The organism is Lutimaribacter degradans, assembly GCF_023703375.1.
In the GTDB taxonomy this organism is placed as follows: Bacteria; Pseudomonadota; Alphaproteobacteria; order Rhodobacterales; family Rhodobacteraceae; genus Lutimaribacter; species Lutimaribacter degradans.
Window position 1 is genome coordinate 63,657 of sequence record NZ_JAMQGO010000003.1, and the last position, 23,329, is coordinate 86,985.

At 63.1% G+C, this 23,329-nt stretch carries 24 protein-coding genes and 1 other RNA gene; 13 read left to right on the plus strand and 12 right to left on the minus strand.

Going from position 1 to position 23,329, the window contains the following annotated elements; all coding sequences use genetic code 11:
- Window positions 1–67 precede the first annotated feature (67 nt).
- From M8744_RS06585 to M8744_RS06595, 3 genes are read right to left on the minus strand one after another with little or no spacing between them, the layout of a single operon-like run.
- Window positions 68–868 (minus strand): metal ABC transporter permease, encoded by an 801-nt coding sequence (locus M8744_RS06585; RefSeq protein ID WP_251412379.1) that lies wholly within the window; start codon window positions 866–868, stop codon window positions 68–70.
- A complete protein-coding gene (locus tag M8744_RS06590; protein WP_251411345.1) occupies window positions 868–1,620 on the minus strand; it encodes an ATP-binding cassette domain-containing protein in 753 nt (250 codons plus the stop codon). Before M8744_RS06590 ends, M8744_RS06585 begins: the two co-directional genes overlap by 1 nt.
- Window positions 1,617–2,096, minus strand: coding sequence for a Fur family transcriptional regulator (locus tag M8744_RS06595; protein ID WP_251411349.1), 480 nt, complete (start codon window positions 2,094–2,096; stop codon window positions 1,617–1,619). Before M8744_RS06595 ends, M8744_RS06590 begins: the two co-directional genes overlap by 4 nt.
- A 113-nt stretch (window positions 2,097–2,209) precedes the next feature.
- On the opposite strand from M8744_RS06595, the gene M8744_RS06600 reads away from it, so the two are divergent.
- Together M8744_RS06600 and M8744_RS06605 are read left to right on the plus strand one after the other, a co-directional pair.
- Window positions 2,210–3,196 carry a zinc ABC transporter substrate-binding protein gene (locus M8744_RS06600; RefSeq protein ID WP_251411352.1) on the plus strand — a complete coding sequence of 329 codons (987 nt, stop codon included), beginning with the start codon at window positions 2,210–2,212 and terminating at the stop codon, window positions 3,194–3,196.
- 68 nt (window positions 3,197–3,264) lie between these two features.
- Window positions 3,265–4,314, plus strand: coding sequence for a zinc-dependent alcohol dehydrogenase family protein (locus M8744_RS06605; RefSeq protein WP_251411355.1), 1,050 nt, complete (start codon window positions 3,265–3,267; stop codon window positions 4,312–4,314).
- Window positions 4,315–4,332: 18 nt separating this feature from the next.
- Here the strand turns inward: M8744_RS06605 and ffs are convergent.
- Both ffs and M8744_RS06615 read right to left on the minus strand, forming a co-directional pair.
- Window positions 4,333–4,429: signal recognition particle sRNA small type (gene ffs, locus M8744_RS06610), an RNA gene on the minus strand.
- 43 nt (window positions 4,430–4,472) lie between these two features.
- Entirely contained in the window at window positions 4,473–6,350 is a 1,878-nt protein-coding gene (locus M8744_RS06615; protein ID WP_256474134.1) for a bifunctional 2',3'-cyclic-nucleotide 2'-phosphodiesterase/3'-nucleotidase, read from the minus strand.
- Between the two features lie 182 nt (window positions 6,351–6,532).
- On the opposite strand from M8744_RS06615, the gene nudC reads away from it, so the two are divergent.
- Together nudC and M8744_RS06625 are read left to right on the plus strand one after the other, a co-directional pair.
- Window positions 6,533–7,525, plus strand: coding sequence for an NAD(+) diphosphatase (gene nudC, locus M8744_RS06620; RefSeq protein WP_251411361.1), 993 nt, complete (start codon window positions 6,533–6,535; stop codon window positions 7,523–7,525).
- Window positions 7,526–7,591: 66 nt separating this feature from the next.
- Complete coding sequence (locus tag M8744_RS06625; RefSeq protein WP_251411364.1) at window positions 7,592–8,059, plus strand: SRPBCC family protein; 468 nt, start codon at window positions 7,592–7,594, stop codon at window positions 8,057–8,059.
- A gap of 5 nt (window positions 8,060–8,064) precedes the next feature.
- On the opposite strand, the gene M8744_RS06630 is transcribed toward M8744_RS06625, so the two are convergent.
- Entirely contained in the window at window positions 8,065–9,726 is a 1,662-nt protein-coding gene (locus M8744_RS06630; protein WP_251411367.1) for a Y-family DNA polymerase, read from the minus strand.
- Window positions 9,727–9,872: 146 nt separating this feature from the next.
- Here M8744_RS06630 and M8744_RS06635 point away from each other — a divergent pair, with 146 nt between their 5' ends.
- The 4 genes from M8744_RS06635 to M8744_RS06650 all read left to right on the plus strand — a co-directional run bounded on the left by M8744_RS06635 (window position 9,873) and on the right by M8744_RS06650 (window position 14,203).
- On the plus strand, window positions 9,873–11,003 hold the full coding sequence (locus tag M8744_RS06635) for an S-(hydroxymethyl)glutathione dehydrogenase/class III alcohol dehydrogenase (protein WP_251411370.1): 1,131 nt from the start codon (window positions 9,873–9,875) through the stop codon (window positions 11,001–11,003).
- Window positions 11,004–11,089: 86 nt separating this feature from the next.
- A complete protein-coding gene (locus M8744_RS06640; RefSeq protein WP_251411373.1) occupies window positions 11,090–11,572 on the plus strand; it encodes a GNAT family N-acetyltransferase in 483 nt (160 codons plus the stop codon).
- 93 nt (window positions 11,573–11,665) lie between these two features.
- Window positions 11,666–12,379, plus strand: coding sequence for an NYN domain-containing protein (locus M8744_RS06645; RefSeq protein WP_251411375.1), 714 nt, complete (start codon window positions 11,666–11,668; stop codon window positions 12,377–12,379).
- A 99-nt stretch (window positions 12,380–12,478) separates the two neighbouring features.
- Window positions 12,479–14,203: a hypothetical protein gene (locus M8744_RS06650; RefSeq protein WP_251411378.1), complete on the plus strand. Its 1,725-nt coding sequence runs from the start codon at window positions 12,479–12,481 to the stop codon at window positions 14,201–14,203.
- A 6-nt stretch (window positions 14,204–14,209) separates the two neighbouring features.
- Here M8744_RS06650 and M8744_RS06655 read toward each other — a convergent pair whose 3' ends face one another.
- On the minus strand, window positions 14,210–14,830 hold the full coding sequence (locus tag M8744_RS06655) for a TetR/AcrR family transcriptional regulator (RefSeq protein WP_251411381.1): 621 nt from the start codon (window positions 14,828–14,830) through the stop codon (window positions 14,210–14,212).
- Between the two features lie 117 nt (window positions 14,831–14,947).
- On the opposite strand from M8744_RS06655, the gene mbfA reads away from it, so the two are divergent.
- On the plus strand, window positions 14,948–15,922 hold the full coding sequence (gene mbfA, locus M8744_RS06660) for an iron exporter MbfA (RefSeq protein ID WP_251411384.1): 975 nt from the start codon (window positions 14,948–14,950) through the stop codon (window positions 15,920–15,922).
- Here the strand turns inward: mbfA and M8744_RS06665 are convergent.
- Window positions 15,919–17,145: a urate hydroxylase PuuD gene (locus M8744_RS06665; protein WP_251411387.1), complete on the minus strand. Its 1,227-nt coding sequence runs from the start codon at window positions 17,143–17,145 to the stop codon at window positions 15,919–15,921. The genes mbfA and M8744_RS06665 overlap by 4 nt on opposite strands.
- 96 nt (window positions 17,146–17,241) lie before the next feature.
- Between M8744_RS06665 and M8744_RS06670 the strand changes: the two genes are divergently transcribed.
- The 3 genes from M8744_RS06670 (at window position 17,242) to M8744_RS06680 (ending at window position 19,525) form a co-directional block, all read left to right on the plus strand.
- On the plus strand, window positions 17,242–18,156 hold the full coding sequence (locus M8744_RS06670) for a LysR family transcriptional regulator (RefSeq protein WP_251411390.1): 915 nt from the start codon (window positions 17,242–17,244) through the stop codon (window positions 18,154–18,156).
- Window positions 18,157–18,234: 78 nt separating this feature from the next.
- Complete coding sequence (locus M8744_RS06675) at window positions 18,235–19,131, plus strand: MBL fold metallo-hydrolase (protein WP_251411392.1); 897 nt, start codon at window positions 18,235–18,237, stop codon at window positions 19,129–19,131.
- A 13-nt stretch (window positions 19,132–19,144) separates the two neighbouring features.
- Entirely contained in the window at window positions 19,145–19,525 is a 381-nt protein-coding gene (locus M8744_RS06680) for a rhodanese-like domain-containing protein (RefSeq protein WP_251411394.1), read from the plus strand.
- Window positions 19,526–19,582: 57 nt separating this feature from the next.
- Here M8744_RS06680 and M8744_RS06685 read toward each other — a convergent pair whose 3' ends face one another.
- From M8744_RS06685 to M8744_RS06700, 4 genes are read right to left on the minus strand one after another with little or no spacing between them, the layout of a single operon-like run.
- The gene (locus M8744_RS06685) at window positions 19,583–20,506 is read right to left on the minus strand and encodes an OmpA family protein (protein ID WP_353049787.1); all 924 of its coding nucleotides are present in this window, start codon (window positions 20,504–20,506) and stop codon (window positions 19,583–19,585) included.
- Window positions 20,503–21,075 (minus strand): peroxidase-related enzyme, encoded by a 573-nt coding sequence (locus M8744_RS06690; protein WP_251411397.1) that lies wholly within the window; start codon window positions 21,073–21,075, stop codon window positions 20,503–20,505. Before M8744_RS06690 ends, M8744_RS06685 begins: the two co-directional genes overlap by 4 nt.
- Window positions 21,072–21,800 (minus strand): GNAT family N-acetyltransferase, encoded by a 729-nt coding sequence (locus tag M8744_RS06695; RefSeq protein ID WP_353049788.1) that lies wholly within the window; start codon window positions 21,798–21,800, stop codon window positions 21,072–21,074. Before M8744_RS06695 ends, M8744_RS06690 begins: the two co-directional genes overlap by 4 nt.
- Window positions 21,800–22,522 carry a competence/damage-inducible protein A gene (locus M8744_RS06700; protein WP_251411403.1) on the minus strand — a complete coding sequence of 241 codons (723 nt, stop codon included), beginning with the start codon at window positions 22,520–22,522 and terminating at the stop codon, window positions 21,800–21,802. Before M8744_RS06700 ends, M8744_RS06695 begins: the two co-directional genes overlap by 1 nt.
- A gap of 48 nt (window positions 22,523–22,570) precedes the next feature.
- Between M8744_RS06700 and sfsA the strand changes: the two genes are divergently transcribed.
- On the plus strand, window positions 22,571–23,272 hold the full coding sequence (gene sfsA / locus M8744_RS06705) for a DNA/RNA nuclease SfsA (protein WP_251411406.1): 702 nt from the start codon (window positions 22,571–22,573) through the stop codon (window positions 23,270–23,272).
- Window positions 23,273–23,329 lie beyond the last annotated feature (57 nt).

Sequence of the window (23,329 nt, forward strand, 5' to 3'; positions counted from 1 at the left end):
AACGTAAAGCGCGGGCAATGGCCCGTCAACTGACGGAAATTCGTTTCGCACTGCGAAATACGTAGCGTCATGCTGGTTGGCGTATTCCGCGTAACAGCAGCACGAACAGGAACATTAACGCCGCCGCGCAGACGATGCTGGGCCCGGTCGGCGTGTCGAATTTCAACGACGCCCAAAGCCCCGCCAGCACCGAGGCAACCGCAACACCCACCGCCAGCAATGCCATCCGTTCTGGCGTTCGGGCAAAGGGCCGCGCGGTTGCGGCGGGCACCAGCAGCATGGCCGCGATCAGCAGCACGCCGACCACCTTGATTGCAACCGCAACCACAAGTGCCAGCGCCAGCGTCAGGACCAGTTGTTCGCGCCGCGGATCAAGCCCGCCGGCATAGGCCAGATCGGGGCTGAGCGTGGCCGTCAGCAGGGGCTGCCACCGCCATAAAAGCAAGGCCAGCACCAGAACCGCACCACCCCAGATCACCGCCAGATCACCGCGCGACACGGCTAGGATATCGCCGAACAGGTAAGCCATCAGGTCAATGCGGACATCCGTCAGGAACGATACCGCCACAAGGCCAAAGGCTAACGCTGAATGGGCCAGAACGCCCAGCAGCGTGTCCATCGAATAGCCCCGCCCCGACAGGGAACTGACCGTAAGGGCCATGACAAGTGCTACCGCCACCGCCCCGCCGAAAACCGGGATATCCAGCGCCAGTGCCAGCGCCACCCCCAGGATCGCCGCATGGGCCGTGGCATCGCCGAAATAGGCCATGCGGCGCCACACGACGAAACAGCCCATGGGCGCTGCGGCCAATGCGACACCTATCCCGGCCAAGGCGGCGCGCACCAGGAAATCGTCAAACAGGGCCATCATGCATCTTCCTCGTGGCGGTGACTGGCGTGGTCGCAATCGGCATCGTGGCTATGGTTGTGATCATGCCGGTAAAGCGCCAGCGCACCCTGGGTGCCTGTTCCGAACAGCGCGCGGTATTCCGGGGCGCTCGCCACGACCTCGGGCGTGCCCTGGCAACACACGTGCCCGTTCAGGCAGATCACCCGGTCGCTGGCAGCCATGACAACGTGCAGTTCATGGCTGACCATCAGCACGGCACAGCCCAGTTCGCGCCGCACCTCTTCGATTTGGCGATAGAACGCGGCCGAACCGGGCTGATCAAGGCCCTGTGTCGCCTCGTCCAGGATCAACAGGTCGGGCCGTTCCAGCAGTGCGCGGGCCAGCAACACGCGTTGGAACTGCCCGCCCGAAAGATCGACCATCTGGCGGTCTTCGAGATGCGGCGCCCCCGCGCGGATCAGCGCCTGCGCCAGTTCGGCCGCGGGGTGGCGGCGGGGCAACGACAGGAATCGCCCCACCGTCATCGGCAGGGTCGGGTCTATATGGAGTTTTTGCGGTACGTATCCGATCCGCAGCCCATCTGCCTGCACGATCCGGCCCGAGGTGACGGGCTGTGCACCGATCAGCACCCGCAGGAACGTGGATTTGCCCGATCCGTTCGGGCCGACGATGGTGACGATCTCGCCGCTGTCGATGGCAAAATCCACCCCGGACAAAACCTGGTGACCGCCAAGCTTGACACCCACGCCATGTGCCGAAATCAGGCTCATGCCGGGTGCTCCACGCATTTGGGACACAGGCCCTGCGCTTCGATCACCGCGCGCTCGATGGTGAAACCGGCGTCGCGCGCGGCCCGCCCCAGCGGGCCTTGCATCGGCTGCGCGGTCGCCTCTTCGACGGCGCCACAAGCGCGACAGATCAGAAAGGCCGGCACGTGATCGGCGCCGGGATGCGTGCAGGCAGTATACGCATTCAACTGTTCGATCTTGTGGGCAAACCCGTGTGTCACCAGGAAATCAAGCGCGCGATACACCACCGGCGGCTGCGAGCCGAATCCCTCGGCATCCAGGTCGGACAGGATGTCATAAGCCCCAAGCGCGCGGTGCTTTTCCAACAGGATCTCCAGAACGCGGCGCCGAACGGGCGTGAATTGCAGCTTCTTGGCGGCGCAATACGCCTCGGCGGCGGCAATCGCATCGGCGATGCAGGCCGCGTGATCGTGGGTATGAAAAGCAGTCTGGGTCATGGCGTCTCACACTAGGGCACCGGCCATGGAAGTGCAATAATATAACATTCCTCTTGTTATGTAATGTTATTACATTTATACACACCGGAGTTCTCCAAAAACCGAGGTATCCCATGATCCGCCCTGCCCTTGCCGCCCTGTTGCTGACCTCTACCGCCGCTTTTGCCGATACGCCAAGCGTGACGGCGGATATCGCGCCCATTCACTCCCTTGTCGCTCAGGTCATGGGCGACCTGGGCCAACCCGATCTGTTGGTGCGCCCGGGCGCCTCGCCGCACGGATACTCGCTGCGTCCGTCCGAGGCGCGCGCCTTGGACGATGCAGACCTGGTGGTGATGGTGGGCGAGCGGTTGACACCCTGGCTTATGCAGCCCGTCGAAACGCTGGCCGGGCAGGCGCATGTGGTGCAACTGCTGGACGCGCCGGGGACGACGCTGCTGGAAAAGCGCGCTGGCACCATGTTCGAACGGCATGACCATGCGGATGATGCTGACGATCATGACCACTCGGACCATGCCGCAAAAAACGATCATGGACATGACGACGATGTGCACGGCGCCCATCAGGACGCACATGACGACACGTCGCTGGACCCGCACGCCTGGCTTGACCCGCAGAACGGCGCCGCCTGGTTGGAAGCCATCGCTGCCGAACTGTCCGAGCTCGACCCGGACAATGCCGCGACCTATCGCGCCAATGCGACGGCCGGCATGGAACGACTGGCCGCGCTGGAGGCCGAGATTACCGACAGCCTGCCCGAAGGCCGTTCGGGCTTCGTCGTCTTTCACGATGCCTACCAGTATTTCGAAAACCGGTTCGGCCTTTCCGCCGCAGGGTCGATCAGCCTGTCGGATGCTACTGCGCCAAGCGCGGGCCGCGTTTCCGAGTTGCGCGAAAAGATCAAAGACCTGCGCGTGACCTGTATTTTCACCGAACCGCAGTTCGATCCGGGAATTATCGCGGCGCTGGATGTTGACGGGCTTTCCACCGCCTCGCTTGACCCCATGGGTACCACGGCAAACGAGGGGCCCGATCTTTACCCCCAAACGCTGCGCGCGATGGGCACAGCCTTTGCTACTTGCCTGGGTGGGCAAGACTGAACACAGGCTCTTGCCACCATCGGCGGCTTGCGCTTCTGTGCCATTCAAACGGCGTAGGAGGGCAAGCCATGAAAGCATTGGTGATGGAGCGGTTCGACAGCACGTTGTCATTGGAAACCGTGGATGACCCAGACTGCCCGCACGACGGTGTCGTGGTGCGGGTCATGGCCTGCGGTGTCTGCCGTTCAGACCACCACGCCTGGAAAGGCGCCGACCCTGACGTGGCGCTGCCCCATGTGATGGGCCATGAATTCGCCGGCGTGATCGAAGAGGTCGGCGCGGATGTCCACGGCTTTGCCGTGGGCGACCGGGTGACCGCGCCTTTCATCCTGGGGTGCGGACATTGCCTCGATTGCCGCAGCGGAGACCCTACCACCTGCAACCAACAGCAGGTGATCGGGTTCACCGGATGGGGCGCCTTTGCCGAGCGCCTGGCCGTGCCGCGTGCCGATTTCAACCTTGTTCACCTGCCCGACGCGCTGGGGTTCGACGCGGCCGCGGGCATGGGGTGTCGCGTGACGACGGCTTTCCGCGCCGTGGTGGACCGCGGCAATCTGCGCCCGGGCGAGTGGCTGACCGTACATGGCTGCGGCGGTGTTGGCCTGTCGGCGGTGATGATCGGTGCGGCGCTGGGCGCGCAAGTTCTGGCCATCGATGTAAAGGACGACGCGCTCGCCATGGCCCGGCAACTGGGGGCCACCGCCACGCTGAATGTCGCGGACCTTGATGATGTGGGCGCGGCGGTGCGCGCGGCAACAGGCGGCGGCGCACATCTGTCGGTCGAGGCGCTGGGCGTGACGGCAACGTTCGAAAACTCGGTGCGCGGGCTGCGCAAACTCGGCCGCCACGTGCAGATCGGCATGCCTTTGGGCCCGCACGAAACCGTTCCGCTGCAACTGTTGGAATTGGTCTATGCCCGCCAGATCAGCATCGCGGGTTCACGCGGCATGGCGGCGCGGCGCTTTCCGGCGCTGTTCGGCATGATCGCGGCGGGGCGGCTGGATGTCTCGTCGCTGGTCACGGGTCGCATCGCCCTTGGCCAGGCCGAAAACGCATTGCGCGCGATGGATCGCTTCCAGGGCGCGGGCGTTACGGTGATCACCGACTTTACCTGCTGACCCAAATAGTGCGGGAAAGGTGAGAGGCTGGACAACGACCCAAGCGGGGCTCGTTACGGCTGCTTCCTTCCGGACCTGACCGGGTTGGCGAGGCGCTTGCCCGCGCCAACCTCTCGACACGGCATATAGGCTGGCAAAGGCGGATTCGCAACCCGCCATCACAATTCAAGCCGAAACCAAGAATAGCCGCCGGAATCGTGACCGACCCGTTCGATACGCGCACAAGGCGCAGGGCTTTCCCCGGCCGATGACCCGCTGCGAAACAGCGCCGCCACACCGGCCCTTTGGGCAAAGCGCCAGACAGGCTGATCACCTGCAGGAACGCCATGTCCGGCCTTCAGATAAGCCTCAAGCACGTCGGTCAGCGTTTCGTCGGTATCCAGAACACTCTCGGCTGAACGTAGCGCCGCGACGTTGCCACCGCCTTGCGCGCGATAGCTGTTCGTGGCCACGAGGAAAGTGTCATCCTCGGCAAGGGGCGCGCCGTTCCATCGCACGTTCCGCACCCGTCGGCCCGTCGCGTTGCACAAACCGCCCTGCGCGTCGAACCGCGGGGGCTGGGTTGGGTCGATCTCGTAGTGCAGCCCGTGGATGATATCGAAATTGTAGCTGGGAAACGCATCGTCAACCAAGGGCTGGTCAGGCTCACCCGTGCAAAGCTGTCGGAACTGCGCGGCGCTGTGCTCCAGCCACTCCAGCACTTGCCGGCTAGGCACGCGCAACACCTGCAACCGGTTGGGAAACGGGTATATCGCGCCGATATCCTTTGCCAGAACCGGCCCGGCCTGCAAAACGGTATAGTCCTCGGGGCCACCGGCACCACCACAACGGAACGGCGCCGCCGCGCTTAGCAGGGGCTGGCCCGTATTGTCCGGCAGCAACTGAGCGGCGCGCCACGCCTGCGCCGCGGCCACCAGTGCCGTCACACCACAAGGCGCCACTTGTGAGAAATGCGTGCTTATGGGCGTGTCGATCCTGCCAACCCGGCGTCGGATCTGGCGCAGCGTGGCCGCATGGGCAGGCGCGGCAATGCGTGCGATAGCGGGATCATCCCTGACCCGCGCTTTCGGCACCCCCTTGTCGCGCAAGGCGATTGCGCGCAATTCCGCGCGGTGGCGCGAAATGCGCCAGCCCGCGCCTTCATTTGCCAGCGTGAGGTCGATCACGGCAAGATGGCTGCCCCAGCACCCCGGCATCGCGGCCGGCGCTCCGGCCAGCGCCCCGGCCTGTGCATCCACATCGGCGCGCCCCTCGTAAAACGCGCCAGGCAGGCAACGATGCTTGTGGCCACACAGAACGACATCGACGCCGGGCAACCGCGCCAGGGCCAGGCCGGCGTTTTCAGCCGAAGGGTCGGCGCTGCCATCGCCCAGGCCCGAATGGTTCATGACCACCACTATGTCGGCCCCGGCGGCGCGCAGGGCCTTTACCTCAAGACGGGCGGTATCGACTATTCCCCGGGCCTCAACCCGGCCAGCCAGGTAAGACGCATCCCATTGCATCACCTGGGGCGGCATCACGGATACCAGCCCCAGCGACAGGCTGTGTCGACCCCCATCGTCATCCACCAATTGGCGGCGCAGCAAAAAAGACGGCTTTGCACGAAAGGGCACATCGCGGCCAAGTGGCAAGACATTGGCACACAGAACCGGAAATTGCGCCTGGGCCAAGGCTACATCCAGCGTCTCAAGGCCGAAGTTGAACTCGTGATTGCCCAGCCCGACCGCATCGAAACACAGCGCGTTCATCGCCGCGATCACCGGGTTCTCGCGCTGCGACACAGCCGCGTTTGCCCAGGCATCGGCCATCATCGTGCCGAACAGGAAGTCGCCGTTATCGACCAACAGACTGTTCGAGACTTCGCCACGCGCCTGCCCGATCAGGCTGGCCGTGCGCACAAGGCCCACCCCGGGCTGCGTGCGGTCGGCGGCATAGTCATAGGCCATCAAATGCCCGTGCAAATCGCTGGTTGCCAACAGCCGCAATGCCAGTGAAGAAGCTGCTTTAACTGGACAATTTCTGGAATCAGACGTCAATTTTCCCCGTCCATCCAGGCCATTGGCGCAGCCCCCGGTCGCTGCCGTTTTCCCGGTAGGTTTCTACCATCGGCCATCAACTTACATCATGCCGCAGGCGCGGCAACCCGCGATGCGCGCTTTTCTTTCGCGCCACGCGCTGGCAAGGTCGCGCCGGTTGGACAGGAACGGGGATCAGGCACATGCGTATCGCGGAAACGGTGACATTCGGTGGCTCAGGCCTGGATCGCGCGGCCGAACTGCGCAGCGACCCGGCCGCACTGAAAGACTTGGCCCGCGCCGCCGACAGCCGCACCATCGCGCTTTGGCGCGGCAAACCGCTGATCGCCGATAGCCCGCCCGACGATCAGGGCCGACCCGGCACCGAGCTGGTGCGGCTGCCGATGGATCACCCGGTGTTGGCCGATGCCGCCGCCATCCCGCCCATCCTGCTGGGTCGCGAGGATGGCAACGCCGTCTTTGCCCATGACCTGTCGGCCTGGTTCCCTGAAACGGTGGATGACAGCGCCTTCAACAGCTTTCTCGACCGGTCCGAGCAGCACCATCCCGCCCTGCCCGAAACGCAGCGTTTCCGCGAGTTGCGCGCCGCGATGACCCGGATTTCACCGCGGGACGCGGAACTGGCCGCAACGGCGCGGGCGCTGTATCTGTGGCATCGCAGCCATCGCTTTTGTGCGCGCTGCGGTGCCGAAGGCGCGATGACACAAGCCGGCTGGCAACGGGACTGCGCCGCCTGCGGCGCACATCATTTCCCGCGAACCGATCCGGTTGTCATCATGCTGATCACGCGCGGCAACAAGGTGCTGCTGGGCCGCAGCCACGGGTGGCCCGAAGGCATGTATTCGCTTTTGGCCGGTTTCATCGAGCCCGGCGAAACCATCGAAGCCGCCGTGCGCCGCGAAGTCTGGGAAGAGGCCGGCGTGCGCGTGGGCGCGGTCAGCTATCTTGCCAGTCAGCCCTGGCCTTTTCCAGCCTCGCTGATGCTGGGCTGCCGGGGCGAGGCCACTAGCGACGAGATCACGATCGACCCGATCGAGATCGAAGACGCCCTGTGGGTGACACGCGAAGAGATGTTGGATGTGATGGCAGGGCAACACGACAAGATTCTTGCACCGCGCAAGGGTGCGATTGCGGGCTTTTTGCTGCGCAACTGGCTTGCGGACAGGCTGGATTAAGGCGACACTCCCCTCAAAAAAGGAAAACGGTGCATTTTTTTCGCGCCAAGCCCGACGAGCAGCATAATGAAATTTGCCAGCAAGGAAGATATCGCCGCCCCGATCGACGCCGTTTTCGACATGGTTTCGGATTTCGACACGTTCGAACGCGCCGCCATGCGCCGCGGCGCCGAGGTCCGGCGCACCGACAACCTGCGTCAACCCGGCGTCGGCATGAGTTGGAAAGCGCGGTTCATGCTGCGTGGCCGGGAACGCAAGCTTTCCATCACCCTGTCCGCCTATGACCGCCCGAACCAGATGGTGTTTACCGGCGGCTCGCCCGACCTGGACGGGGAAATGGTGATCGACCTTGTCGCGCTGTCACGGCGACACACCCGGATGAGCGTTTCGCTGAAATTGGCGCCCAAGACACTGGCCGCCCGGCTTTTGTTGCAATCGCTGAAGCTGGCGCGCAGCAATCTGAACCGCAAGTTTCACCTGCGGCTGGCCGATTACGCCAAGAACATGGAAGACCGATACAACCGCTCGGCCTGATCGTGTCAGGCAAAACTGCCCTGGCAGAACCATCCACGGCTGAGCGCGGCACCATGAGCAAAGAACAGCCAAAGCCGCGTGCCGTCTTCGGTGACGACATCCCAGTAATCGCGCGTGCCCGATCGCCAGTCGGGGTCGTCCAGCCACCATTCAGGTGCAATGCGCTCGGGGCCGCGGGCCCTGGCCACGCGATAAACGCGGCGACGCCAGCGGAATTGCACGGGCAGAGCCGGGCGGTCAGGCGCGGTGACGGGCTCGGGGCGCCACATCAGCAAGGGGCGTGGTGCCGGGGGGCTTGGCCACAGTCCGTCATGGGCGGATGACCAGGCCGCGGCCAGCACCTGCGCCCCCTTTTCCGGTATGTGACTGTCTCCGGGATGGCGTCGGGTGATTGCCTCCAGCCCGATGCGTCCGCCCATCCGGCCGATCAGATCCTCCAGCGCGGTGCCCTCGGCCATGCGCCCGCGTGCCGCCTGCGCGGCCACGGCATGGCCCGCATGGGCAATGTCGTGCAGCGGCTCGGCCTGCACCGCTTCAAGCCGAAGCATGTCGATTCCGAACCCGGCGTCCAGCTCATCCAGCTTCATCGCCAGAAGGGGGCGAATGCGGTCAGGCTCGCGCATCGGGCGGGCCAGCCCGGCCTGGATCGCCCCCATGCTGCCATCGGCACGAAACGCCTGCAGCCGCACCAGCCGCACGCCCAGCCCCCGGTCGCGCAGCATCGCGCAGAGGCGCGGTAACAGCCGGTCAAGCGCGGCCAGTATATCCGCCTCCAGCCCGATGGGGTCGGGCAGGGTCAGCCGCGTGGCCAGTGCCGTGTCGGCGCGGGCAGGGCTGATCGGTTCGGGCGCCGCGCCCAACGCCTGATCCAGCCGTTGCACCAGGCCGACACCAAAGCGCCGGGCCAGCGCAGCACGGGGCTGGCCTGCCAGGTCACTGATGCGGCGCAGGCCCAGGCGGGCCAGTTTGTCCACCGTACCAGGCTCCAGCCGCAGCGCCGCCACGGGCAGCGGCGCCAACGCCGTGCGGGTCTGGCCCGGCGCGGCAATCGCGGGGCGCGGTATGGTGACGGCATCACGTAACGGCGCCGTGCCGCCACGTTCCCAGTGGCGGCGCTTGACGGCACGGGCGCGGGTGGCGCGGGCCTCCTGGTCGATGGCGTCGCCGCTGCGGCTATGGCCCGGCGCATCGCCTGCGAACCGCGCCAGCGCCCAGGCCGCGCCAGGCGTGTCGGCCAGCCCGCAGCGCACGCTCAGCCCGTGGCGCGCGCAATCATCCTGAATACGCGCGGTCAGCGCTTCTTCGCCGCCGAACAGATGCGCGCAACCCGTGATATCCAGCATCAGCGCATCGACCCCCTGCTCGGCCACCCAGGGCGAAAACCGCGTGGCCCAGCGCCGCAATGCCGCCAGGAACGTCGCCTCGGCCTGCGTGTTGTGCAACCGCGTGGCCAGCCCCGGACACATCGCCAGCGCATCGCGCAGCGGCTGCCCCACACGCAGCCCGGCCTGGCTGCCTGCAAGGTTGAGCGACGAAATCACCTGCATCTGCCCGGTGTCACGCAATACGGCAAAGGGCACCGACCAATCCGGCGCGCGAATGACACGCAACAGACGTTCGGCACCCAATCGCGGAAACCAGATTGAAAGCGCGCGTTTACGGGGCATGGCAGCATCATTTGTTCACTTTATGTTCTTGTAAGCGTCAGGCTGTTTCGAGTCCATGCCCAGCCGTGGCAGATTTGCCGGGAGTGCTTGCATCCGCCGGACGTTTCGCTAACGCTGGATGCAATCTGCATTACGGGAGAAAGAAAATGCGCACACGTGCCGCCGTGGCCCTCGAGGCCGGCAAGCCGCTGCAAATCATGGACGTGAACCTGGACGGACCAAAGGCTGGCGAAGTTCTGGTGGAAATCAAGGCAACCGGCATTTGCCATACCGATGAATTCACTCGGTCGGGCGCTGACCCCGAGGGGATCTTTCCGGCGATCCTGGGCCATGAAGGTGCAGGCGTGGTGGTCGAGGTGGGTGAAGGCGTCACAACGCTGAAACCGGGCGATCACGTGATCCCGCTTTACACGCCCGAATGCCGCGAATGTCCCAGTTGCCTGTCGGGCAAGACGAACCTTTGCACCGCGATCCGCAACACCCAGGGCCAGGGCCTGATGCCGGACGGCACCACGCGGTTCTCGATGCTGGATGGCACGCCGATCTATCACTACATGGGCTGCTCGACCTTTGCCAATCACACGGTCATGCCGGAAATCGCGCTGGCCAAGGTGCGGCCCGACGCACCATTCGACAAGATCTGTTACATCGGCTGCGGCGTGACCACGGGCATCGGCGCGGTGATCAATACCGCAGGCGTGGAAATCGGTAGCACGGCCGCCGTATTCGGCCTGGGCGGGATCGGGTTGAACGTGATCCAGGGCCTGCGCATGGCCGGTGCCGACATGATCATCGGCGTCGATCTGAACAACGACAAGGCCGAGATGGCGCGCAAGTTCGGCATGACCCATTTCATCAATCCAAAGGAAATCGACGGCACCATCACGCAGGCCATCGTCGACCTGACGAAAACCGAGCGCGACCAGATCGGCGGTGTCGACTACTCGTTCGACGCCACCGGCAACGTGCAGGTGATGCGCGATGCACTGGAATGTTCGCACCGCGGATGGGGCGTTTCGGTCATCATCGGGGTGGCGCCGGCCGGCGCGGAAATCAGCACGCGCCCCTTCCAGCTTGTCACGGGCCGCACGTGGAAAGGCACCGCCTTTGGCGGGGCCAAGGGCCGCACCGACGTGCCGAAATTCGTCGATTGGTATGTCGACGGAAAGATCGAGATCGACCCGATGATCACCCACACCATGCCGCTGGAAAAGATCAACGACGCGTTCGACCTGATGCACAAGGGCGAGTCGATCCGCTCGGTCGTGATCTATTGAGACAAGGGTAAGCCGGGCTAAAAGCCCGGCCTACATCCCGTGACATGAGGCGCGCGGCGCAACCGGGGTGAGGAAGAAGACCAAAGATGAAGATCCGCGCTGCCACACAAGCCGATCACGATGCCGTCTGGGCGCTTCTGGAGCCGGTGTTTCGCGCCGGCGACACCTACGCGATCGACCCCGATATCAGCCGTGAGGATGCCCTGGCCTATTGGTTTGGCCCCGAGCGGCGGGTCTTGCTGGCCGAACAGGATGGCACCGTGCTGGGCACTTACTACATTGTACGCAACCAGAAAGGCGGTGGCAGCCACGTGTGCAATTGTGGCTACGTCACCGATGCCGCCGCGCGCGGGCAGGGCGTGGCCCGCGCGATGCTGGATCATTCGCTTGCGCTGGCGCCTGACCTTGGCTTTCGTGCGATGCAGTTCAACTTTGTCGTCAGCACGAACACCCGCGCCATCACCATTTGGGAGCGCGCGGGGTTCAAGACGGTGGGTCGTCTGCCCAATGCGTTCCACCACCCCGTGCGGGGCGATGTCGACGCGCTGGTGATGTTTCGGGCGCTGTAAACGCCTTGGCGAAACCTCTGGCATCCGCTGCCCTGCAATGCGACACTTGAACCAGCCCTGCGCAACCATCAGCAACCATCAAAGGAATGCCCCTTGCCCAATGACACCCCCCTTCTGGCCGTACTGATCGACGCCGACAACGTGCCCGCGAAATACGCCGATGCGATCCTGAAAGAGGTGACCAGTTTCGGCGAGCCGGGCCTGCGTCGCGTCTATGGCGACTGGGGCAACAATCACCTGTCGGGCTGGACGCGGGTCGCGCAAGAGCTGGGGCTGGTGCAGTATCAGCAAACCGCCGCGACCAGGGGCAAGAATTCCTCTGACATCGGGCTGGTGATCGACGCGATGGACATTCTGCATGCGGGCCATTTCGACGGTTTCGTACTGGTCAGTTCCGACAGCGATTTCACCCGGCTGGCCAGCCGCATACGAGAACAGGGCCTGACCGTTATCGGCATCGGCGAGTCCAAGGCGCCCCCGGCGCTGAAAAATGCCTGCAATCGTTTTGTCGCGATCGAGAACATCGCCCAAAGCGAAGCACCGAAGAAAGACAGCCCAAAACCCGCGCTCAGCCAGGATGCGATGCAGGCGGCGCGGCAGTTGTTGTTCGACGCGATGGAAAAGGTCGACCAGGACGACGAATGGTACCCCCTGGGCCGGTTGGGCCAGCAGATCCAGGCCGATCACCCCGATTTCGACAGCCGCACCTATGGAAAACGCAAGTTGAGCGACCTGGTCGCCGAGTTGAAGGTGTTTGAAACCAAGATAGGTCCGGGCAACCAATTGTTGGTCCGGCGTATCGACTGAGATTAATTCAACCTATTGAATACAATCAGGGAAACGCTTATTGCGCCACGCATGTCATGCGATGGATTGCCAATCGCGTCTCCTGTAAAGAGCCCTTTCATGCCGACCCGTTTTTTTACCGCGCTTGCACGCCGCCTGCTTTCCCCGATCTTTCCAGCCCTTGTCTGTCTTGCCAGCCCCGCCATCGCGTCGGAAACCATGCCGCCATTGACGAGCCTGCGCGGGCACACGCTTTTCGGTGCCACTGTCGAAAGCGGCTCGGTCTGGTCGGTTTACCTGGGCCACGACAAGCAGGCGTATTTTACCTATGCGACCGGCAACACCGGCCAAGCGCTGTGGCACGCCCCGGCCGACGATATTCTGTGCTTTGCTTTCAGTGACGAAACCGAGGTCTGCAAGCGCGGCCATGATTATGGCATAGGGCGCGGTTGGGCCACCGTTCACCCCAATGGTGACGGAACCTGGCGTTATGACCAGGAAGACACTTACGGAACCTCGCGCATCTTCGCGGCAAGGTCGGGCCGGCACCAGCACGACCCGGCTTCGTGGAAAGGAGAGCTGGGTGCCTCGCTGCCCGGGCGAATATATGTCGACGACCTTGGCGTCGGCGTTTTCGCCATTGACCTGCGTAACGGCGGAAGCGGTGCTTATCTTGGCGCGCGTGGCGTGCGGCAGGTTGCGCAAACCAGCCACGGTCCAGATCACATCTGCCTTGGCGATGAATGTGCCGACATCCGTATCGAAGATGGCCGGATCAAGCTTTTCAACCGTGCAAACGGCCGGTTCGAAGGTTACGTCGTCTATCTTGCGCCCGGGTGGCAGGCCGACGCTCCGCCGCCGGTGACACATCATGACAGTGCCGACAGCATTTCCTTTCCCCTTCAGGCGGGTGGCCGCATCAGCAAGCAAGAGGCCGACTCGGCGCGGCTGGAGCTTGTCGACTCCGACGATGGCGGGGTTCTGGTCCAACATGCCGGCACGGTCGTGACGCCCGATTTCGCGCCCCGCAGCGCCGATATCATGGCACAAACCAAAGCATTTGCCCTGCTGCGCTTTTCGGGCCCGATGCTGCCCGATGACTGCCCCGAGGCTTATCGCTGGGCGGCCCTGAATGACCGCAACCGGATTGTGCTGTCCGAGGCCTTCGGATCATGCAGACAGGCGCGCGATGTCAGGGTGGAATGGGAAAAGGGCCGGTTGCTGGTTACTTTGACCCATGAGAACGAAAAGCCCAGCGTCTTTCGTTCGGTCGCCTATCATCTGGCTTCTAATTCCGGCGATCGTGCCCGGCCGGCGTCGGTTTCCGGCCCCTCGACCCGGATTGACCTGCCGCCCGAACGCAGCATGCAGGCAGCCGAGGCCGAGCGGGCGCGCAAGGAACAAGAAACCAAGCGCCGCGAGGAGCGGCAGAAAAAGCTGGAACAGCAGGCCGCAAGAATCGCCGCCGCGCAGCGCCCGGGCAAACCGACAGGCCAGGTGAAGGGCGGCAATTTCTTCGATCTTCTGGCCTTGCCCGAAGTGCACGAAGCTATCCGCCAATCGGAAGACGGGGAAAAGGCCCTGGAATTCTTTGAAACGTCGCTGAGCACCGTCACCCGAATGCCCCGCATCATCGAACGGAACGGTATCGAGCTTGCCGGTGTCTGTGGTGAAGCCGGCTGCGAAACCAGGGCAACGATCATGGTCGACCGCGAGGCAGGCAAGTCTCATACCATGATCTTCGCCGGGTATTCAGTCTTTCAATTCGGCGATGTCGAGCACTTCGCCACCAAGGAAGGAGCAAGCGGGCTGGACGAATTGCTTGACCTGCTCCGTCCGCACTGAGGCACGTCACACCCCGTAGCGCGCCAGGAATGTATCGACCGCGCCGTCGATCACGCGGGTCAGTTCGGCTTGCGAAAACTCGGTCTGCACGCCAAAGGCCGATCGGGTCCAGACATGCGCCTTGCATAGCTCGCTGTATTGCTCGGCGGCGAGGTCAAAATCGTCGATGCGCAGTTCTCCACGCGCGGCCGCCTCGCGCAGGTAGCCTGTCATTCGCGCCCGGCCAAGCGCCGGGCCGCTTTCATAGAAGGCGCGCCCCAGTTCGGGAAAGCGGTCGGACTCGGCCAGGCAGATGCGGAATATCCTGCGGGCAAAATCCGACAGCAGGAAAGGCACGATCTGCCACGCCACCGTTGTCAGCACATCACGCGGCGGGGCGGATTCGTCGATACGGCTGCCCGCCAGTTCGGCCTGGCGTTCGCATTCGCTATGCACCACCTCGAAGAACAAGATCCGCTTGTCAGGGAAATAGGCATAAAGCGTGGCCTTCGACACGCCAGCCACGCGCGCGATATCGTCGACCGAGGCCCCCTCGAACCCGTCGCGCATGAACACCTCGCGGGCGCCATGCAACACCTGGTCGTACTTGCGCCCCTTGCGGATCGGCGCTGTGGCGATAGCGTCCATCGACAAAGCCTCCCCTTCGCGGGATTGTAGACCGGACGGTTCATCGCGGGCAAGCATTGGGCTTGCGTCGAAAATTGCACCGTATATTTTAGAATAATTCTAAAAAAGGAGTCCATGATGCGCTTCTTCACGCAACGCCGCCATTTCCGCGATCTGTCCGAGCAAGAGGTGCTGGCCCTTGCCATCTCGTCCGAAGAGGATGACGCTCGCATCTATCGCTCTTATGCTGAAATGCTGCGCCCCGACTACCCCGACACTGCCAAGATTTTCGATGGAATGGCCACCGAAGAAGATGGCCACCGCCAGCGCCTGATCGAGTTGCACCGCAAACGGTTCGGCGAGGTGATCCCGCTGATCCGCCGCGAGCATGTTGCAGGCTATTATGCGCGACGCCCAATCTGGCTGGTGGAAAACCTTGGCATCGAACGTATCCGCGAAGAGGCCGAGGCGATGGAGCGCGACGCCGAGCATTTCTACCTTACGGCAGCGCAGCGCACGCAGGACGCCGAAACCCGTAAGTTGCTGGGCGACCTGGCAGCGGCCGAAGCCGGGCACCAGGTCACCGCCGGCGACTTGCAGGATGAACACCTGACCGAGGGTGCCCGCGAAACCGAGGAACGGAAATCACACCGGCAGTTCGTTCTGACCTGGGTTCAACCTGGCCTGGCCGGGTTGATGGATGGCTCGGTCTCGACCCTGGCGCCGATCTTTGCCACCGCTTTTGCCACGCAGGATACCTGGACCACGTTCCTGGTGGGGCTTGCCGCATCGGTGGGGGCCGGTATCTCGATGGGCTTTACCGAGGCCGCCAGCGACGATGGCGAATTGTCGGGCCGGGGCAGCCCATGGAAACGCGGCATCGCGTCCGGGGTCATGACAACGCTGGGCGGGCTCGGTCATGCCCTGCCCTATCTGATCCCGGATTTCTGGACCGCAACCTTCATCGCTTTCGCCGTCGTGTTTGTCGAGCTGTGGGCGATTGCCTGGATTCAGAACAAGTACATGGAAACGCCGTTTCTACGCGCAACCTTCCAGGTGGTGGTGGGCGGTGCGCTGGTCTTTGCCGCCGGCGCCTTGATCGGCAGCGGTTAACCGCCCGTGGCGGCGCGATACCATGCGACGATCTTCTGCCGCTCTTCCTCTTCCATGTAGGTAAGGTTGGCGGGCGGCATCGCGTGGGTCAGGCCCGATTGCAGGTAAATCGCCTTGGCCTGCCGCGCGATCTGGTATTCGTTATCCAACCGAACACCCTTGGGCGGCCATAGCACGCCCTCGTAGAATGGCTCGGCACCGTGACACATTGAACAGCGGCCCATCACGATGTCATGCACGTCGTCGAACCCTTCGGCCTGGGCGAATTGCAGGGCCGCGCCGCTTGCCGCCTCATCCGGCTCGTCGGCGCGGAACATCGGCGCGGTCGACAACCACATGACAAGGATGAAAAGCACCGTGGTGGCGGCCCATGTCCACCAAGGCATCCCCTTGCGCGCATGCATGGTGTTGAAGAAATGCCGGATCGTCACCCCCATCAGGAAAACGAGTGACGCGATGATCCAGTTATACTCGCTGGCAAACGCCAACGGGTAATGGTTCGACAGCATCAGGAAAATCACCGGCAGCGTCAGGTAGTTGTTGTGCGTGCTGCGCTGCTTGGCAATCTTGCCATATTTCGGGTCAGGCTTGTTGCCAGCGATCAGGTCGGCCACCACGACCTTTTGGTTGGGGATGATGATGAAGAACACGTTGGCCGACATGATCGTGGCCGTGAACGCGCCCAGATGCAGCAGCGCCGCGCGGCCGGAAAAAACGCTGCTGTAGAAATAGGCCATGCCGACCAGCACCACGAACAGCACCACCATAAGCGCCGTCTGATTGGCATTCACGAACCGATCGCACAGGAAATTGTAAACCAACCAGCCAAAGGCCAGCGAAGCCATGGAAATCACGATCGCCCAGCCCGGCGCGATATCCCATACCGCCGGATCGACCAGGTAGAACTCGGCCCCCAGGTAGTAGACCACCGCCAACAGGACAAAACCAGAAAGCCATGTGGAATAGCTTTCCCATTTGAACCACACCAGACCGTCCGGCATGTTCGAGGGCGCGACCAGGTATTTCTGGATGTGGTAAAAGCCACCCCCGTGCACCTGCCATTCCTCGCCATCGGCGCCGCTGTCCAGGTTGCGGTCGCGGTGCAGGCCCAGGTCCAGCGCAATGAAATAGAAGGACGAGCCGATCCACGCGATCGCGGTGATCACGTGCAGCCAGCGAATGGCGAATTCGGCCCAGGAACCCATCGCGGCAAGGTCATACATCGGCACTACTCCTGTTTGCGTCCTGGTAGGGTATCGTATCGGGTATTTATCTGTTAATCCTGCAACTGCGGGAACAGTTTCAAAAAGATTCTGAAAATGGCTTATGTGAACAACATCCGGATGTTCATGCGTGTCTATGAATTGGGCAGCATGAGTGCCGCCGCCCGCGATCAGCGCACCTCGCCTGCGGTCGCCTCGGCGCGGATCGCCGACTTGGAAAAGCACTTGGGCGTGCGGCTGTTCAACCGCACCACCCGCGCCCTAAGCCCCACGGAGCATGGTCGGCTTTTCTATGACGGTGCGTGCCGTATCCTTGAGGCAATCGACGCCGCCGAGGCAGCGGTGATGGAGGCCAACCAATCCCCGCGCGGCACGCTGTTCGTCGCCGCGCCCCTTGGCGTGGGGCGGCGATTCATCGCGCCCGCGGTGCCCGCGTTCAAGGCCGAATACCCGCAGATCGATATCCGCCTGCGCCTGTCGGACAGGGTAATCGACGTGACCGGCGAGGGGCTGGACCTGGCCTTTCATCTTGGGCCGTTGATCGACAGCGATTTGAAGGTGCGCGTGATCGAGGAATGCCCCCGCGTTCTGTGCGCCGCACCCGCCTATATCGAACGGCGGGGCATGCCCCGCGACGGCGCGGCCCTGGTGGCGGATGGGCATGACTGCCTGAACCTGCGCTTTCCCGGCGCGCGCGAATTTCAATGGACCCTGCAAACTCCTGATGGCCCCAGGCGGTTCGAGATCACGGGCCCGCTGGAAAGCGACGACGGTGATGTGCTGACCGGCTGGGCGTTGGACGGGGCGGGAATCGTGATGAAACCGCTGTTCGAGGTCGCCACGCATCTGGCCAGCGGCGCGCTGGTGCCGGTGGCCATCGACACGCCGCCCCTGCCCACGCAACTGGCCTGCCTGTCGCCCTCGCGCCGCTATCGCGACCCCAAGGTGCAGGTATTCACCGAGTACATGGTGGATCATTGCAAGCGCGTGTTGCGCGAATTGCAGGGCTAGGGATGGCCCCCCTTGTCATCCCAAAACATTCTATTATCTGCATGTAAAACGCATCTTATGACCACAAGGAGATTTTGAATGTTCACGCGCACGAGCCCCTCGACCGGCCCAAATTCGCCCGAAGTTACCGGGTTCTATGATCCCGACACCGGCTCGATCATGTATGTCGCCGCCGATCCAGCCACCAAAAAGGCCGCGCTTATCGACGTGGTGCTGGATTTCGACCCCGCGCATGGCCGCACCCGCACCGACAGCGCGCAAGAGGTGCTGGATTTCGTCGAGGCACAAGGGCTGAACGTGGAATGGGTGCTTGATACCCACCCCCATGCCGATCACATGATGGCCAGCGCATGGTTGAAGGAAAAAACCGGCGCACCCAATGCCATCGGTGAAAAAACCCGCGATATCGCCGAGCTGTGGGCAAAATTCTACAACCTGCCCGAGGCCTTCGATGTGGATCGCGATTTCGACCGCCTGTTTGCCGATGGAGACACGTTCAAGATCGGCGAAGTCGAAGTGAAGGTCATGCTGCACCCCGGCCATACGCTGGGCTCGATCACCTATGTGGCGGGCGATGCCGCCTTTGTGCATGACACGTTCATGCATGTGGATGCCGGTACCAGCCGGGCCGATTTCCCCGGTGGTTCATCCAAGGACCTTTGGGACAGCCTGCAATCCATCCTGTCGCTGCCCGACGAAACGCGCCTGTTCGTGGGCCACGATTATCCGCCGGTGGGCGATCGCACCGATCCCGCGTGGGAAGCCACGGTGGCGCAACACAAGGCAGACAACAAGCACCTGGGCGGCGGCACGTCCGAGGCCGATTTCCGCAAATTGCGCGACGACCGCGACGCCACGCTGAAACTGCCTGACCGGATGTTGTATGCATTGCAGGTAAACTTGCGCGGCGGACGCCTTGCGCCAACCGAAGACGATGGTCATTCTTACTTCAAGATCCCTGCGAACAAATTTTGAAGGAGATGCGCGAATGAAATCCGAAAAAGTGGGCGATGCGACGTTCGAAACCTGGACGGTGGACGAGGTCGCCCGGGCCTTTGACGCCAACGAGATCGTCCTGATCGACGTGCGAACACCCCAAGAATACATGTTCGAACATATCGAGGGCGCGTTGCTGATGCCGTTGGCATTCTTCAAGGGCGACAAGCTGCCCGACCAGGGGAAAAAGCGCATCGTGTTCCACTGTGGGTCGGGCGTTCGTTCGGAACGCGTGGCCCGTGCCGCAATTGCGGCAGGCGTGACGCCAATCGCCCATATGGAAGGTGGCTTTGGCGCTTGGAAAGAGGCGAAAAAGCCCTTTATCGGCACCAACATGGCCACCGGCGCGCCACAAAGCGTTACGCCGGAATAAACCATCCTTGCCGCCTCGTCCCGGTGATGGGGCGGCAGACACATCCGGTTGCATGCGTCATTCGGTGTTCAGCAACACGACCTCGACCCGGCGATTTGCCTCGCGTCCTGCGGCAGTCGTATTGGGCGCGACGGGCGAAAGGTACCCCATCCCCTCGGCGGCCATTCGTTCGCGCGGCACATCGTACGACTCCGCCAGCCGCTCCAGCACCGAGGCGGCCCGCCGCCGTGACAAGGCTATATTGCCATCAAGCGCGCCTACCGCGTCGGTATGGCCGACCAGGGCGATACGCGCCTGCGGATTGTCCTGCATGAAGGCCGCCAACGCAGAAAGCGAGGCATAGCTGCCCTCGCTCAACTCTGACGAGCCGGTTCCGAAATCCAGATCGCTAAGCACCGCATAACCTTGTGCGACAAGCAACTGGGCCACCCCGGTTGCGCCGCCATCAAGGTTGCCATCCGGCTTGTCCGACACGGAAACGCCGGGGACGTTTTCGGCCGCTTCGCCGGTAACGCGCACAAGCTGCACATAGCCGGCATTGCCGGTGCGGCTGACCAAAAGCGTGATATGGTCCTGCGCGTCTTTTCGTGCGGAAAGAAACCGAAAATCGGACAGGCTGATATACATGGCCGGGGCCGGCAGCACCTCGATCTCGAACCGGAAGTCGAATCCGCCGCAAACCGTATCGGCACATTCGAACAGGATGTCGTATCCTGCGTATTCAAGCTGCGTTCGCAACGGGCCCAGTATCTGCATCGTGGTCAGGCCCTGCCCGTCGATACGCCACGCCCGGCGTTCCACGCGGCCTTCGATAACGCGCGCCGGCAGGTTCCCAGCATCGTAGCGGCCTGTCGGCAGGCGGTAGCTGTCAAGGCTGGAAACCGTTTCCGCCGTCACGCGCGCGTTGCTGGGCAGCCCCAGTTCAAGCGCGGCCGCCGGGGCAACCGACAAAAGCAAGGCAAGGATGGCACGAAGCATCATCTGTTCTGGGCGTGGTACTCGTCGTTCGGTCGCATATCGAGCGCCGATGCCACACGGTTCGTCATGTTGTAGAACCCGGCCACGTTGGCAATGTCCCAGATATCTCGATCGGAAAAGCCATGCTCGCGCAGCGTCTGGCGATCTTCTTCTTCGATGCGATGACTTTCTTCGGTCATCTTGACCGCGAAATCCAGCATCGCGCGCTGTTTCAGAGTGATGTCGGCAACGCGGTAATTCATCACCAAGGCCTCGCCCAGTTTAGGATCTCCCGAAAGCGCCCGCACCGCCTGGCCATGCGCCGTCAGGCAGTAAAAGCAACGATTGACCGAGCTGACAGCCACCGCGATCATCTCGCGCTCCAGCTTGCTCAACCCGCTATCGCCCATCATCAGCTCGTTATAGAGCGCCGAAAAACTGTTGAGCTTGTCTATGTCGAACGCGTGGGCACGCAGAACGTTCGGGACCAATCCCAGCTTTTCCTGGCAGATGTTGAAATATTTCCGTGTCGACTCGGGCAACGGATCGACCTGTGGCAGGTTAAGGGCTGTGGGCATGTCGTCGCCGCTCATGCGATATCCTCCTCGTACTTGCGATAATGATACTGTCCCACAAGCGTCATGCCGAGGGAAGAATAGAGCGCGTTGGCGCCGTCGTTACCCTGCGTGCAAACCACCGCCAGGTGACTGGCACCGTTGGCTTGCGCCCAGAACGCGGCCTCACGCATGAAATACCGGCCCATTCCCTGCTGGCGTTGATGCGGCAAAACTTCAAGCGCGTGAACCATGGCGACACCATCGTGGATGGCGACAAAACCAGTTCCTCCGGGGTGATCATTCAACCGCCCGATCAGGCTGGTCTTGGGCCCCTTGACCCGGTGCATCACCGCGATGCGCCCCGGCCCGACACCGCCTGCGGCCCACATGTCGATCTGGATGGCCAACGGCTCCCAAACGGTAAAGGTGGTGATGCGGGGCGGGCGTTCGGTGGCAACCGCCTCGACCGGAGCGGCATAGATGTTGACCGGATCGACAACGACATATCCACGCGCATCAAGCATGGCGTCCAGCGCCTCGTCACCGGCACGAACCTGGAACAGGCGGGGCTGGCCCAGCGCCTGCATTGCGGCCTCGGCTTGCGGAATGTCGGCCGGCGTAACCGGATCTATTGCCGTGGCGGCCGACACACGCTGCCCGCCGCCCTGCCCCTCCCGGATAAGCCACGGGCCCTCGCGGCGGGTGGTTGCCGCGGGCCAGGTGGCATCCACCACCTCATAAAAGGTTCGCGCCCCGGGCATCATTCGCCGAAAACCGCGCAAAGCCGCGTCATCGCGGCATCTACCTGTGTGCCATCCTGCCCCCGAATGACAATCTGCGCACCGTAAACGCCATCTTTCTGGAACGGGTAAGACCCGATCGACAGGTCGGGAAAATCCGTTGCCAATTCACCAAGCGGTCCGGCAATATCGCCCTCGCCCCGGAACACGCGCAGGCTTTGCGACAGCAACGGCTTGCCCCCCACCAACGTGGGCAGAACGCTGGCCACCATCGTTTCGAACACGGTGGGCACCCCGGCCATGACATGGACGTTTTCGATGATGAAACCGGGTGCCGCCGAAACCGGGTTGTCGATCAGCTTGGCACCTTCGGGGATGCGCGCCATGCGCAACCGCGCCTCGTTCAATTCGGTGCCCATGCGGTCGTAATGCGCCTGCAGGATCGCCCGCGCATCGTCACGCACGGCGATGGCGCGGCCAAAGGCACGCGCCACGCAATCGGCGGTGATGTCGTCATGGGTTGGCCCGATCCCACCGCTGGTAAAGACGTGGGTGTAGGCCGCGCTCAGCGCGCGCACCGCCCCCTCGATGGCATGGGGGTCGTCGCTGACCATGCGCACCTCTTTCAGGTCGATGCCCACCTTTGTCAGCTCTTGCGCCAGGTGATGCATGTTTGAATCGCGTGTGCGCCCCGACAGGATTTCATCGCCGATAACGATCATGGCAGAGGTTGGGTTGGTCATGGGCAGCTCTCCTTGCGTGGGCGATGCACTCGGTATAGGCCCCGATCCATGCGCTTTCAAACCCCACTTGTTCCCGCGACGCTGATCCGCCGCTACAAACGCTTTCTGGCGGATGCGCGGCTGGAGGACGGTTCGGAAATCACTGCGCATTGCGCCAACCCCGGCTCCATGATGGGTCTGGCCGAACCGGGCGCGCGCATCTGGCTAGAACCCAACGACGACCCCCGCAAGAAACTGAAATACGGCTGGCGGCTGGTGGAACATCCCGGTGGACATTTCACCGGCGTCGATACCTCCGTGCCCAACCGTGCCCTGCGCGACGCGCTGATCGCGCGGCAGGTGCCGGGCCTTGCGGCCCCAAGCGTGCGGCCCGAGGTGAAATACGGGGAAAACTCGCGTATCGACTTTCTGCTGACGGGTAATGGCCCCGATACCTATGTTGAGGTCAAGTCTGTCACCCTCTCGCGCCAACCCGGCCTGGCCGAGTTTCCCGACAGTGTCACTGCACGCGGGTTGAAACACCTGGGCGAGTTGAGCGTGGTGAAGGCGCAAGGTGCCCGCGCGGTCATGCTGTACCTGGTGCAACGTACCGATTGCGAACGCGTTGGCATCGCCGCAGATATTGACCCGGCCTATGCCGAAGGGCTGAAAGCCGCCATTGCTGCGGGAGTCGAGGTGCTGGCCTTCGACTGCCAGATCACGCCATCGGAAATCGGCCTGGGCCGTGCGCTGCCTTTTGACGCTCCGTGATTGTCCTGTCCGGTTCGACACTCTGGCCCTTGGTCGAAAACTCCCCTAAGTAGGGCC